This is a genomic window from Microbacterium sp. AK031 (assembly GCF_024807145.1).
Taxonomy (GTDB): domain Bacteria; phylum Actinomycetota; class Actinomycetes; order Actinomycetales; family Microbacteriaceae; genus Microbacterium.
This window is the reverse complement of sequence record NZ_JANUCA010000007.1, coordinates 103,016-115,397: the sequence shown is the minus strand read 5'-3', so window position 1 is coordinate 115,397 and position 12,382 is coordinate 103,016. Positions and strand designations below refer to the sequence as shown.

The following is a 12,382-nucleotide window of genomic DNA, read 5'->3' as shown; positions in this document are numbered from 1 at the left end:
AAGACACACCAGAGGAGAATCATGGGCTACTACACGCCGGCCGGAGGCCTTCCGGATCAGAGCACGCTGCTCACGGACCGCGCCATCGTCAAAGAGGCCTACACCGTCATCCCCAAGGGAGTGTTCCGCGACATCGTCACGAGCAACCTCCCGGGCTTCACGAAGACGCGCTCGTGGATCATCGCCCGGCCGATCGCCGGATTCGCCACGACGTTCTCGCAGCTCATCGTCGAGATCCAGCCGGGCGGCGGGGCGGAGAAGCCAGAGCCTGAGGCGGGGGTCGAAGGCGTGATCTTCGTCACTTCAGGGGAGTTGACGGTGACTGTCGCCGGGGAAGCGCACATTCTCGCCGAAGGCGGCTACGCGTTCCTCTCCCCCGGCGAGACGTGGTCGCTGTCCAACGACGGAGCGGCGACGACATCGTTCCACTGGATCCGCAAGGCATACGAGCGCGTGGAGGGCATCGCGTTGCCTGCGTCGTTCGTCACCCGTGATCAGGATGTCGAGCCTCGCGAGATGCCCGACACCGACGGGGCATGGGCGACCACGCGCTTCGCCGACCCGGATGATCTCTCGCACGACATGCACGTCAACATCGTGACCTTCCAGCCGGGCGGGTCGATCCCGTTCGCAGAGACGCACGTCATGGAGCACGGCCTGTTCGTGCTCGAGGGCAAGGCCGTCTACCGGCTCAACGACGACTGGGTCGAGGTCGAGGCCGGCGACTTCATGTGGCTGCGCGCTTTCTGCCCGCAGGCCTGTTATGCGGGCGGACCTGGGCCGTTCCGCTACCTGCTCTACAAGGACGTCAACCGTCAGGTGATGCTGACCCGCGGTGCGGATCCGCGCCCCTGGGGCTGAGGGGCCTCGCGCGCCGCAGCGCGGCTCGTCGCCGCGCCCGTCGAGCCGCGGTCAAAGAACAGTTTCCGGGGTCTTCATGCCCTAAAGCCCCGGAAACTGTTCTCGCCTGCGGCAGGCGGAGAAGAGCGGGGTGCGGACATGGCGCGTCGGATGCTGGCGATGAGCATCTCCGGCTTGTCAAGGTCGGCCTGGGTCAAACGGATGACGATCCACCCCTCACCTTCGAGGTACCGCTGGCGCTGGATGTCCTTGCGCCACTGCTCCTTCTCCGTGCGGTGGCCGTCGCCCTCGTACTCGAACGCGATCCTCAGCTCGGGATAGGCGAGGTCGCAGCGGCCGAGCATTCGCCCGTCAGCCCAGACCTCGTGCTGCACGATCGGCTCGGGCAGCCCGCTGTCGACGAGCAGCAGGCGGGTCTCGGTCTCCTTCGGTGACTCGACCCTCTCGCAGGCGAGCGGAAGCGAGGCGCGGATGGTGCCGCTTCCAGGGAACCGCCCCCATTCGTCGAGTCGACGGGTGATCTCGTCACGTGTGCTCAGCGGCCTGCCTGGTCCCAACTCTGGATAGTTGGATGCTGTCGTCAGCAGCGCATCGAGCATGATGACGGCCTGCGTGACCGTGAGATTCCCCGCGCACATGAACAGCGCCGCGACCGGATCGACAACGGGATGCCCCTTCAGGATGCGGGTCTCGGCTCGATCTTCGCGGAGCCGGTGCCCACGCACTCCGCGAGCCTTAGGTGGGGTCCCCGATGACGGGGCGACGACGTCGATCGGTTCTGTCATCGTCCATGCCGTGGGCAGTGGCAGGCCCCAATCGCGCGCCGCAGTGATGCCTCCGAACCGATGGCCAGGCTTCAGCCGAGGCGCGTAGCAGTTCACGAAGTCATTGAAGGCCTTCGGCTTCTCGACGGAACGGACGCCGCGGAACGGACGGTGCAGGTCGGGCGTGCTGTGCCGGCCAGGGCGGATGCCGGCGGCTTCGGCACGCTTGACCGAGAATGCATGTCCCAGGTGCTGCGGCAGCGGGATCCGGTGTTTCATCCGCCGATGCTGACGCACGCGGATGCCGCGGCATCCGCCGATTCCCACCCCCGGGGGATAACCCGTGCTCCCGACTCCGCGTGCAGGCCAAGTCCCGCCCGCCCCGCCGCCCAAGAGCCAGCGGAGACGAGTTTCCCGGGTAAATCGTCGCGTGAACCCGGGAAACTCGTCTCCGCTGTCCGTGACGGCGAGCGAACGTGACGGCGACCATTGACAGCCCACTCTCCGCGTCCTAGACTTTCATCTAGCAGAAGATAGCTTCCATAATCCGGAAACAACCACACACGACGAAGGAGTCGAAATGACGTACACGGTGAACTGCTCGATCCTTCTCACCGAACTCCCGCTGCTCGAGCGCCCGGCCGCAGCGAAGGCTGCCGGGTTCGACGCGGTCGAGTTCTGGTGGCCCTTCTCCACCTCCGTTCCGCTCGACCACGAGGTCGACGCGTTCATCGCCGCCATCCACGACGCCGGTGTTCAGCTGACCGGTCTGAACTTCAACGCCGGCGATATGCCGAACGGAGACCGCGGCCTCGTCTCCTGGCCCGCCCGCGGCAAGGAGTTCCGCGACAACCTGGCCGTCGTCGTCGGCATCGGCCGCGCATTGGGAACCAGAGGATTCAACGCCCTGTACGGCAACCGCATCGACGGCGTCGATCCTGCCGCTCAGGATGCGGTGGCGATCGAGAACCTCGCGGCTGCGGCCGAGGCGGTCGCTGCCATCGGCGGCACCGTTCTGGTCGAACCGGTCAGCGGCGCCGAGCGCTACCCGCTGCGCACGGCCGCTGATGCGCTGGACGTCATCGACCACGTGCGCACCTCGACCGGTGCGCGCAACCTCGCCCTGCTCGCCGACTTCTACCACCTCGCCGTGAACGGCGACGATGTGCCGCAGGTCATCGAAGAGAACGCCGCATCGTTCGGCCACATCCAGATCGCCGACGCACCCGGCCGCGGCGCACCCGGAACCGGATCGCTCCCCATCGACACCTGGATCGCACGTAGCCGTGACCTCGGCTACTCCGGCTACATCGGCCTCGAGTACAAAGCGCCGATCGAGACCGCATTCGCGTGGGCGGCCGAGGCCGTCGGCGAAACGCGCTGAAAACGACCCATACCTTGCGGCATCGCCGCCGCACCACACGAAGGAATCATCATGAGCAACATCGCAGTCATCGGCCTCGGCATCATGGGCCTCCCCATGGCGAAGAACCTCCTCGCCGCCGGGCATTCCGTCACCGGCTACAACCTCAGCCAGGACCGCATCGACGAACTCGTCGCCGTCGGCGGCCAGGGCGCGAACGGTATCGCCGACGCAGTGAAGGGCGCCGACGTCATCATCACGATGGTGCCGGATTCCCCTGATGTCGTCGCCGCCGTCCGTGGCGAAGAGGGCATCTTCACGCACGCCAAGAAGGGCGCGCTGTGGATCGATGCCTCCAGCATCCGTCCCGATGTCGCCAAGGAGCTCGCGGACGAGGCGATCGCCGCCGGCCTCCGCGCCGTCGACGCCCCCGTCTCAGGTGGCGAGCAGGGCGCGATCGACGCAGCGCTGTCGATCATGGTCGGCGGAACGGATGACGACTTCGCCGCCGCGCACGAAATCCTCCAGTCGGTCGGCAAGACGATCGTGCACGTCGGCCCCGCCGGCGCCGGACAGACCGTGAAGGCCGCGAACCAGCTGATCGTCGCCGTGAACATCCAGGCGCTGGCCGAGGCGATCATCTTCCTCGAGGCCTTCGGCGTCGACACCGATGCCGCCCTCAAGGTGCTCGGCGGCGGCCTCGCCGGCTCCAAGGTGCTCGACCAGAAGGGCCAGAAGATGCTCGATCGCGACTTCGCCCCCGGCTTCCGACTCGCCCTCCACAACAAGGACATGGGCATCATCACCGCCGCCGCACGACAGGCCGGCATCACGATTCCGCTCGGCGCCCACGTCGCCCAGCTCGTCGGCTCCGCCGTCCAGCAGGGCGACTCCGGCCTCGATCACTCCGGGCTGTTCAAGCTGACGGCGGCCTTCGCCGGTCGCGAGTGAACCCCGAAAACCAGAGCTAGGAGCACGAAATGACTCGCATGCGTGCGGCAGATGCCGCCGTGGCCATCCTGGTGAAGGAGGGCGCCATCGAGGCGTTCGGCCTGCCAGGGGCCGCCATCAACCCGTTCTACTCCGCGATGCGAACCAACGGCGGCATCCGCCACACCCTCGCCCGCCACGTCGAGGGCGCAGCGCACATGGCCGACGGCTACACCCGCGCCGCCGACGGAAACATCGGCGTCTGCATCGGCACCTCGGGCCCCGCAGGCACCGACATGATCACGGGGCTGTACGCGGCCTGGGCCGATTCGCTGCCGATCCTGTGCATCACCGGCCAGGCGCCCGTCGCCAAGCTGCACAAGGAGGACTTCCAGGCGGTCGACATCGAGACCATCGCGAAGCCTTTGACGAAGATGGCGATGACTGTGATGGAGGGCGCGCAGGTGCCCGGCGCCTTCCAGAAGGCGTTCCAGCTGATGCGCGAAGGACGGCCGGGACCGGTTCTCATCGACCTCCCGATCGACGTGCAGCAGACCGAGATCGAGTTCGACATCGACGCTTACGAGCCGCTGCCGATCGCGAAGCCCGCGGCGTCGCGCCGCCAGGCCGAGAAGGCGATCGACATGCTGACCGCGAGCGCGCGTCCCGTCATCGTCGCCGGTGGCGGAATCATCAACGCCGGCGCATCCGCCCAACTCGTCGAGTTCGCAGAGGCGCTCGGCATCCCGGTCATCCCGACCCTGATGGGCTGGGGCACGATCCCCGACGATCACGAACTGAATGCAGGGATGGCGGGGCTGCAGACTTCGCATCGCTACGGCAATGCGACGCTGCTGGCCTCGGACTTCGTGATCGGCATCGGCAACCGCTGGGCGAACCGCCACACCGGAAGTGTCGACAAGTACACCGAGGGCCGCACGTTCGTGCACGTCGACATCGAGCCGACGCAGATCGGTCGCGTCTTCGCGCCGGACTTCGGGATCGTGTCGGATGCCGGCGCCGCTCTCGACGCGTTCCTCGAGGTCGCGCGGGAGCGCAGCATGTCAGGCACTTTGCCCGACTACTCCGCCTGGGCCGATGAGAGCCGCGAGCGCAAGGCCACGCTGCAACGCAAGACGCACTATGACGACGTGCCGATGAAGCCGCAGCGCGTATACGAGGAGATGAACCTCGCCTTCGGCAAGGACACCACGTACGTCACGACGATCGGGCTCTCGCAGATCGCCGGCGCGCAGCTGCTGCACGTCTTCGGCCCGCGCAAGTGGATCAACGCTGCGCAGGCGGGTCCGCTGGGCTGGACGGGGCCTGCGGCCCTCGGCGTCGTGCGCGGCAAGCCGGGTGAGACCGTGGTCGCGCTGTCAGGCGACTACGACTTCCAGTTCATGATCGAGGAGCTCGCCGTCGGGGCGCAGCACAAATTGCCCTACATCCACGTCGTCGTGAACAACAGCTACCTCGGCCTGATCCGCCAGGCCCAGCGCGGCTTCGAGATGGACTTCGAGGTGTCGTTGGCGTTCGAGAACATCAACTCCCCGCACGTGGAGGGCAGCACTGCGAACGGCTATGGTGTGGACCATGTCAAGGTCGCAGAGGGACTCGGATGCCGGGCGATCCGTGTCGAGCGCCCCGAAGACCTCGCTGCGGCATTCGCCGAGGCGCAGTCACTCATCGAGCAGTACCGGGTTCCCGTCGTGGTCGAAGCGATCCTCGAGCGTGTGACGAACATCCCGATGGGCACCGAACTCGACAATGTGAACGAGTTCGGCGAGCTCGCCGTGACACCGGAGGATGCTCCGACCGCGATCGTCTCCCTCGCGAAGGTCTGAGATGCGTCTGGTCATCGCGCCCGACAAGTTCAAGGGGTCGCTGACGGCTCCGGAAGTGGCTGAAAGGGTCGCCTCGGGAGCGCGTCGCGCCGACCCGACGATCGAGGTCGTGACGGTTCCCGTCGCCGACGGTGGCGAGGGGACTCTGGATGCCGTGCTCGCAGCCGGCTTCTCCTCGCGGCCGGTGTTCGTCGCCGGTCCCACCGGCGCCCTGATCGAGGCGGAGTTCGCGGTGCGCCGCACCGAGGCGGTCGTCGAGATGGCGCGTGCTTCCGGTCTCGACCTGCTGCCGGAAGGGCGCAAGGACCCACTTGGGGCGACGAGTCTCGGCACCGGTCAGCTCGTGCGGGCGGCTCTGGATGCCGGATGCCGACGCATCGTGCTCGGAATCGGCGGCAGCGCCTCGACCGATGGTGGGGCAGGGCTCCTGCAGGGGCTCGGGGCGCGCTTCCTCGACGGCGAGGGCGAAGAGCTGCCGCTCGGTGGCGCCGCTCTGGTGCGCCTCGCTTCTGTGGATCTCAGCGCACTGGATGCGCGGCTGGCAGACGCCGAGATCATCCTCGCGAGCGACGTGGACAATCCACTCACCGGTCCGATCGGCGCCGCAGAGGTGTTCGGACCGCAGAAGGGCGCGACCGCTGAAGACGTCGCGACGCTGGAAGCCGGTCTTGCCCGACTCGTCGAAGTGCTGGGCGCAGGCGACGCGCTCACGGTGCCGGCTGCCGAAGCCGCATCTCGCGAGGGCGCGGGTGCTGCCGGTGGGGTGGGATTCGCTGCGATCGCGCTCGGCGCGACTCGGCGTGCGGGCGTGGATGTCGTGCTCGAGGTGACGAACCTCGCCTCGAGGCTGCAGGGCGCGGATGCCGTGATCACGGGCGAGGGCAGCCTCGACGAGCAGAGCCTGATGGGCAAGACCCCGGTGGGCGTCGCGCGGGCCGCTGCCGCTGCCGGTCTGCCGGTGTATGCCGTGTGCGGGCGGACGACGCTGTCGGCCGAGGCGATCGCGGATGCCGGGTTCGCCGGTGCCCGCGCGCTGTCTGAGCTCGAACCCGACGGCGAGCGCAGCATGGCCGAGGCCGGAGCGCTGCTCGAACAGCTCGCCGAGGATCTGGTGCGCGAGATCGCTGAGGAGATCGCTCAGGAAACTCGGGCTCCGTCGACAGCGGGTCACGTCGGTTCGGTTCCGGCGACCGCCGATCACGAAGTGCCGGCTTCCGCGACCCATGCCCCGGCACAGCGCTACGACCTCGTCCTGCGGGGTCGTGCCCTCATCGACGGCGCCTTCGCGGCAGCCGAAGTCGGAGTGCGCGATGGTCGCATCGCCGAGATCGCCGCTGCCGGAACCGGCCTCGACGCCGATCAGGTCGTCGAACTCGTCGCCGATGAGGTCCTGCTGCCCGGTCTGGTCGACACGCACGTGCACGTCAACGAGCCGGGGCGCACCGAGTGGGAGGGCTTCGAGTCCGCCACCAGGGCCGCCGCGGTGGGTGGGGTCACGACGATCGTGGACATGCCGCTCAACAGCATCCCTCCCACCGTCTCAGTCGCAGCGCTCGACGAGAAGCGGGCCGTCGCCGAGGGGCGGGTCTTCATCGACGTCGGATTCTGGGGCGGTGTGATCCCCGGCAACATCGCCGAGCTCGTCGCGCTGCACGACGAGGGCGTCTACGGATTCAAGTGCTTCCTGCTCCCTTCCGGCGTGGAGGAGTTCCCCGATGTGTCGGTCGCGGAGATGCGCGAGGCGATGGAAGTGCTGGCGGGGCTGGACTCGTTGCTGGTCGTGCACGCCGAGGACGCGCACATCATCGAGGAATCGGTGCAGCCGGGCAGCCGCGAGTATGCGCCGTTCCTCGCCTCACGGCCGCGTTCCGCAGAGGATGCCGCGATCGCCGAGGTGATCCAGGGCGCAGCCGACACCGGTGTGCGCGCTCACATCCTGCACCTGTCCAACGGCGACTCCCTCGGCCGCATCGCCGCCGCGCGCGCCGACGGCGTCGACCTGACTGTCGAGACCTGCCCCCACTATTTGACTCTCGCCGCCGAAGACATCCCCGAGGGGAGCACCGCCTTCAAATGCTGCCCGCCCATTCGGGAGGAAGGAAACCGCGACGAACTGTGGCGCGGGCTTACCGAGGGAACGATCGACTACATCGTCTCCGATCATTCGCCGTCCACACCCGAGATGAAGTTCGCTGGCGACGGCGACTTCTCGCTGGCCTGGGGAGGCATCGCGTCGCTGCAGTTGGGGCTCTCGCTCGTGTGGACGCACGCGCGCCAGCGCGGCTTCTCGCTCGAGCAGATCGTGTCGCTCATGTCGGAGAAGCCGGCCGCCAGGGTCGGTCTCGTGGACAAGGGCCGCATCGTCGAGGGCGGCGCGGCGGATTTCGCCATCTTCGCCCCGGACGAGACGTTCACCGTCGATGCGAAACGGCTCTCGCACCGGCATCCGATCACCCCCTATGACGGGCAGGAGCTCACGGGTATCGTGCGAACGACCTTCCTGGCGGGCGCGCCGGTCGAGAGCGACGCGCCTCGAGGGCGGCTGCTGCGACGGGGAACTGCTGAGCACATCGAGAATGGAGAAACCGCATGATCAACTCATCTGAAGAGCTCGAGGTCGGCCAGACCGCTCCGGACTTCACGCTCACGGATGCATCCGGACAGCAGCGCACTCTGTCCGAGCTGCGCGGCACGCCCGTGATCGTGTACTTCTATCCCGCGGCGTTCACGCCGGGCTGCACCACCGAGGCGTGCGACTTCCGTGACAATCTCGGATCGTTCCAGGGCGCCGGCTACGCCGTGCTCGGGATCTCGCCCGATCCGGTGTCGAGGCTCGCGGAGTTCGCGGAGGCGGAGCAGTTGAGCTTTCCGCTGCTCTCCGATGAGGATTCCGCTGTGGCGAGGGAATGGGGCGCGTGGGGGCAGAAGACGGTCAACGGTCGCACGTTCGACGGTCTGATCCGCACGACGGTGGTGGTCGACGCCGATGGCGTCATCTCGTCCGTGGAGTACAACGTCAAGGCGGAGGGCCACATCGCCCGCCTCAGGGATGCCTTGCTGAAATGACCGAACAACCCAAGAGAAAGAGATCAAGCAATGTTGCTTGAGCAGTTCAATCTGGCGGAGCGGGGCGACGCTGTCACCGCGCTCCGGCCGTGTATCGATGTGACGCGATGGTGTGAAGACATCGTCGATCGCCGTCCCTTCGAGTCGGTGGACTCCCTTGTGACGGAGGCGGCTCGGGCCGCCGATCCGTTCACGACCGAGGAGATCGAATCGGCGCTCGCTCACCATCCCCGGATCGGCGAGCGCGCGGGAGGGGACAGCAGAGAGGCGACGCTGTCGCGCTCAGAGCAGGCCGGGGTCGACCCGTCTGATGCCGAGGTGCAGCGGGCGCTTCGCGACGGCAACCTCGCATACGAGGAGCGCTTCGGCCGGGTCTTCCTGATCCGCGCCGCCGGACGCTCCGCGGCAGAGATCCTGTCGAGCCTGCGAGAACGGCTGCAGCACGACCCCGACTCGGAAGAGCGGATCATCGCCGGGCAGCTGCGAGAGATCGCACTGCTCCGACTGAGAGGAACGATCACCGCATGACTGCTGTGTCGCATATCACTACTCACGTGCTCGATGCCGTTCAGGGGCTGCCGGCTCCTGGCATCACGGTGGTGCTCTCCGCTCTTCGGGACGGCGAATGGATGCTGCTCGCCGAGGCCGTCACGGATGCTGACGGCCGGGCGAAGCAGCTCGGGCCCGAGGCGCTGCCCGCCGGCACCTACCGGCTCCACTTCGACACCGGTGGGTACTTCGCCCGCACCGGTACTCCCACCTTCTATCCCGAAGTCGTGCTCACGTTCGTCGTCGATGACGAGCAGCGTCACTATCACGTGCCGTTGCTGCTGAGCCCCTTCGCATATTCGACCTACCGAGGAAGTTAGAACGATGACCGACATCATGACCCACACCCAGACCGACGCAGAGACCCCGAACGGCGGCATCGTCCTCGGCCCCAATCAGTACGGCAAGGCCGAGGTCCGTGTCGTCAAGGTCACCAAAGAGGGCGACCGGCACTCGATCGAGGACCTCAACGTCACCTCGCAGCTGCGCGGCGACTTCCAGGCCGCGCATCTGGACGGTGACAACGGCCACGTCGTCGCGACCGACACCCAGAAGAACACCGTCTTCTGCTTCGCGCGTGAGGGGATCGGTTCGCCCGAAACGTTTCTGCTGCGGCTCTCGGATCACTTCACGAGCGAGTTCGACTGGGTCGAGGGCGGTCGCTGGCTCGCCGAGAGCTATGCCTGGGATCGGATCAAAGTCGACGGTGAGGAGCACGACCACTCCTTCGTCCGCACGGGGCAGGAGACACGCACGGCCGTCGTCGTCGCCGAGGGGCCAGAGCGGCACATCATCGCCGGGCTGAAGGGGCTGACGGTACTCAAGACCACGCAGTCCGGATTCGTCGGCTTCCCGAAAAATCGCTACACGTCGCTGAAGGAGACCACGGATCGCATTCTGGCGACGGATGTCTCGGCGCGCTGGCGCTATGCGCCGGACGCCGGATCCAGAGACCTGGACTTCAACGGGATCTACGCGGATGTGAAGCGCATCCTGCTCGAGGAGTTCACCAGGCGGTATTCGGCGGCGCTGCAGGCGACGCTGTTCGAGATGGGTCGTGCGGTGCTGGAGGCGCACCCCGAGATCGCGGAGATCCGCTTCTCGATGCCCAACAAACATCACTTCGTCGTCGACCTCGAGCCGTACGGACTCGACAATCCCAATGAGGTGTTCTTCGCCTCCGATCGCTCATATGGCCTGATCGAAGCGGCTGTGACGCGTGACGGGCAGGCCGAGGTTCCGTCGGCGTGGGAGGCGGTCAGCTCCTTCTGCTGAGGCAAGACTTGAACGTCGTGGGTGTGGTCCCCGCGTTCAGACGAATCGCACGGCGTGCTGCAGGCGCGTGCGCACATCGAACAGCTCGTTGCCGCCGATGTCGCGCGCGCCAGGCACGCCCTGGCGCAGCACGGTGCGCAGAGTGCTGCGGCGCACGACGACCACCGGGACGCCGCGCACCTTCCCCAGCGGCGTGATCGCCTGGTCGAGGTCGTCATCGGGCAGCACGACGATGGCGCCGCCGAAGCGCACGCGGGCCGAACGGGCGACCACGCGCATGCGGGCAAGGAGCCGGGCGACGGGCGCGCCTTCGACGGCCCTGCCGATGATCTCGCCTCGGCGGAATCGCACGATCTCACCGAAATCCTCTGACAGCATGCCGTAAAGGCCGGACGGGCTGAGGATGACATGGTCGAGCTTGTCGTCGGCATCCCGGCCGGTGGCGACGTCGTGCCACACGGTGAAGCCCATGCCGAGGTCTGAGACGGTGCGCGCCGTCTCCTCTTCGGCGAGGGCGTCTGCGAGCATGCGTCGCAGTTCGTGCGGTGCGGATCGCACGAGTGCCGGGTCGTAGGGGTCGGGCACTTCGACCCCGTGACCGGCCCATTCCCGGATCAGCGACAGGTAGCGTTCGCGGCGCCACCCACCGGGGTGTCCGTAGGAGCGCGCCTTCGGGCGGGTGTCGGTTTGAGCGGGAGGCGCCTGCCACCCGTTCCAGCTCACCTCGTCGGTGAAGCCATGGCCGCGGTCGTAGTCCGTACGCGCCTCCGCAGTGCCGACCAGGTCCCAGGCGCGCTGCACCTGGATGAACGCGGCGGCGTCGCCACCGGCATCCGGATGCGTCTGACGCAGTCTCAGCCGGAACGCACGCCGCAGCTCTTCTTCAGTGGCAGTGGGGTCGACGCCGAGCACGTCGTACGCGGAGGCGGAGAGCGGGCTGTCGAACATCACCTACCATTCTCGCTGGTCTTCACCACTCGTGGATCCGGCATGATCGTTTCGATCTTCGGTTTCGCGTTCGCGTGCGCCCGCCACCAGACCACGAAACCGATGGCGGTGAAGACGCCGTAGAAGACGTACATGAAACCGGTCGCGTAGTAGCCGGAGCTGAACAGCAGGGGCACACCGACGACATCGACGGCGATCCAGATCAGCCAGAATTCGGTCCAGCCCTTCGCCATTCCGTAGGTCGCGAGCAATGAGCCGACGAAGGTCCAGGCATCCGCCCAGACCGGCTCGTAGGAGCCGAGCACGCGGAAAAGTGGAGTCAGGGCGATCGTGCCGAGGACCAGCGCGAGCACGAGGCCGACACGCGCGCTGTTCGGCGCCCAGCGGGGTGTCAGCTGCCCGCCGTCTGCTTTCGCCTGGCGCCAGCGGATCCAGCCGTAGATCGCGACGGCGATGAACATGACCTGGCGGCCGGCCTGGCCGAGCAGGTTCGGCAGCGAATGGTCGGGGTTGAGGATGGATCCGAGGAACACCGTCAGCAGCAGAAGGTTGCCGACGATGCCGACGGGCCATGCCCAGACTTTGCGACGCATGCCACCGAGTGCGCTGGCGAGGCCGAAGACGTTACCGACGACTTCGCGGATGAGCAGGCTCTGCCCGCCGGGCAGCGCCCATTGCGAGTTGAAGGCGTCGACCAGCCAGCGCAGGATTTCCATCGTTCTCCATTCGGCATCGATGCTGCCGAGGAGGATGCTGGTCGCTCACACGCGTTCGGGCGT

General features: G+C 67.2%; 12 protein-coding genes and 1 pseudogene. 10 read left to right on the top strand and 3 right to left on the bottom strand.

What is annotated here, in order from left to right; genetic code table 11:
- Nucleotides 1-21 precede the first annotated feature (21 nt).
- The gene (locus HDC95_RS13495) at nucleotides 22-861 is read left to right on the top strand and encodes a bifunctional allantoicase/(S)-ureidoglycine aminohydrolase (protein WP_259064098.1); all 840 of its coding nucleotides are present in this window, start codon (nucleotides 22-24) and stop codon (nucleotides 859-861) included.
- Between the two features lie 74 nt (nucleotides 862-935).
- Here the strand turns inward: HDC95_RS13495 and HDC95_RS13490 are convergent, their stop codons facing one another.
- Nucleotides 936-1,904, bottom strand: a complete 969-nt coding sequence (locus tag HDC95_RS13490) for an endonuclease domain-containing protein (protein ID WP_259064096.1) — start codon at nucleotides 1,902-1,904, stop codon at nucleotides 936-938.
- 301 nt (nucleotides 1,905-2,205) lie between these two features.
- Between HDC95_RS13490 and HDC95_RS13485 the strand changes: the two genes are divergently transcribed.
- From HDC95_RS13485 to pucL, 9 genes and pseudogenes are all read left to right on the top strand, one after another.
- Nucleotides 2,206-3,009 (top strand): hydroxypyruvate isomerase family protein, encoded by an 804-nt coding sequence (locus HDC95_RS13485; protein WP_259064094.1) that lies wholly within the window; start codon nucleotides 2,206-2,208, stop codon nucleotides 3,007-3,009.
- Between the two features lie 51 nt (nucleotides 3,010-3,060).
- Nucleotides 3,061-3,939, top strand: coding sequence for a 2-hydroxy-3-oxopropionate reductase (locus tag HDC95_RS13480; RefSeq protein WP_259064093.1), 879 nt, complete (start codon nucleotides 3,061-3,063; stop codon nucleotides 3,937-3,939).
- A 29-nt stretch (nucleotides 3,940-3,968) separates the two neighbouring features.
- Nucleotides 3,969-5,765 (top strand): glyoxylate carboligase, encoded by a 1,797-nt coding sequence (gcl, locus tag HDC95_RS13475; protein ID WP_259064090.1) that lies wholly within the window; start codon nucleotides 3,969-3,971, stop codon nucleotides 5,763-5,765.
- 1 nt (nucleotide 5,766) lies between these two features.
- Nucleotides 5,767-6,891: pseudogene (locus HDC95_RS13470) on the top strand (glycerate kinase); the annotation flags it as partial.
- A 78-nt stretch (nucleotides 6,892-6,969) separates the two neighbouring features.
- Nucleotides 6,970-8,358 carry an allantoinase AllB gene (allB, locus tag HDC95_RS13465; RefSeq protein WP_259064203.1) on the top strand — a complete coding sequence of 463 codons (1,389 nt, stop codon included), beginning with the start codon at nucleotides 6,970-6,972 and terminating at the stop codon, nucleotides 8,356-8,358.
- Nucleotides 8,355-8,831: a thioredoxin-dependent thiol peroxidase gene (gene bcp, locus HDC95_RS13460; protein ID WP_259064088.1), complete on the top strand. Its 477-nt coding sequence runs from the start codon at nucleotides 8,355-8,357 to the stop codon at nucleotides 8,829-8,831. The genes allB and bcp overlap by 4 nt, the downstream gene beginning before the upstream one ends.
- 30 nt (nucleotides 8,832-8,861) lie before the next feature.
- Nucleotides 8,862-9,359 (top strand): 2-oxo-4-hydroxy-4-carboxy-5-ureidoimidazoline decarboxylase, encoded by a 498-nt coding sequence (uraD, locus tag HDC95_RS13455; RefSeq protein WP_259064086.1) that lies wholly within the window; start codon nucleotides 8,862-8,864, stop codon nucleotides 9,357-9,359.
- On the top strand, nucleotides 9,356-9,700 hold the full coding sequence (gene uraH / locus HDC95_RS13450; protein WP_259064085.1) for a hydroxyisourate hydrolase: 345 nt from the start codon (nucleotides 9,356-9,358) through the stop codon (nucleotides 9,698-9,700). The genes uraD and uraH overlap by 4 nt, the downstream gene beginning before the upstream one ends.
- A 4-nt stretch (nucleotides 9,701-9,704) precedes the next feature.
- A complete protein-coding gene (pucL, locus tag HDC95_RS13445; RefSeq protein WP_259064084.1) occupies nucleotides 9,705-10,655 on the top strand; it encodes a factor-independent urate hydroxylase in 951 nt (316 codons plus the stop codon).
- Nucleotides 10,656-10,691: 36 nt separating this feature from the next.
- Here the strand turns inward: pucL and HDC95_RS13440 are convergent, their stop codons facing one another.
- Nucleotides 10,692-11,603 (bottom strand): J domain-containing protein, encoded by a 912-nt coding sequence (locus HDC95_RS13440; RefSeq protein ID WP_259064202.1) that lies wholly within the window; start codon nucleotides 11,601-11,603, stop codon nucleotides 10,692-10,694.
- Nucleotides 11,603-12,319: a nicotinamide riboside transporter PnuC gene (pnuC, locus tag HDC95_RS13435; protein ID WP_259064083.1), complete on the bottom strand. Its 717-nt coding sequence runs from the start codon at nucleotides 12,317-12,319 to the stop codon at nucleotides 11,603-11,605. The genes HDC95_RS13440 and pnuC overlap by 1 nt, the downstream gene beginning before the upstream one ends.
- Between the last annotated feature and the right edge of the window lie 63 nt (nucleotides 12,320-12,382).

Excerpts from the sequence above, each read along its gene's own strand:
- HDC95_RS13495 (WP_259064098.1), top strand. The coding sequence starts at position 22 with ATGGGCTACTACACGCCGGCCGGAGGCCTTCCGGATCAGAGCACGCTG.
- HDC95_RS13490 (WP_259064096.1), bottom strand. The coding sequence starts at position 1,904 with ATGAAACACCGGATCCCGCTGCCGCAGCACCTGGGACATGCATTCTCG.
- HDC95_RS13485 (WP_259064094.1), top strand. The coding sequence starts at position 2,206 with ATGACGTACACGGTGAACTGCTCGATCCTTCTCACCGAACTCCCGCTG.
- HDC95_RS13480 (WP_259064093.1), top strand. The coding sequence starts at position 3,061 with ATGAGCAACATCGCAGTCATCGGCCTCGGCATCATGGGCCTCCCCATG.
- gcl (WP_259064090.1), top strand. The coding sequence starts at position 3,969 with ATGACTCGCATGCGTGCGGCAGATGCCGCCGTGGCCATCCTGGTGAAG.
- bcp (WP_259064088.1), top strand. The coding sequence starts at position 8,355 with ATGATCAACTCATCTGAAGAGCTCGAGGTCGGCCAGACCGCTCCGGAC.
- uraD (WP_259064086.1), top strand. The coding sequence starts at position 8,862 with ATGTTGCTTGAGCAGTTCAATCTGGCGGAGCGGGGCGACGCTGTCACC.
- uraH (WP_259064085.1), top strand. The coding sequence starts at position 9,356 with ATGACTGCTGTGTCGCATATCACTACTCACGTGCTCGATGCCGTTCAG.
- pucL (WP_259064084.1), top strand. The coding sequence starts at position 9,705 with ATGACCGACATCATGACCCACACCCAGACCGACGCAGAGACCCCGAAC.
- HDC95_RS13440 (WP_259064202.1), bottom strand. The coding sequence starts at position 11,603 with ATGTTCGACAGCCCGCTCTCCGCCTCCGCGTACGACGTGCTCGGCGTC.
- pnuC (WP_259064083.1), bottom strand. The coding sequence starts at position 12,319 with ATGGAAATCCTGCGCTGGCTGGTCGACGCCTTCAACTCGCAATGGGCG.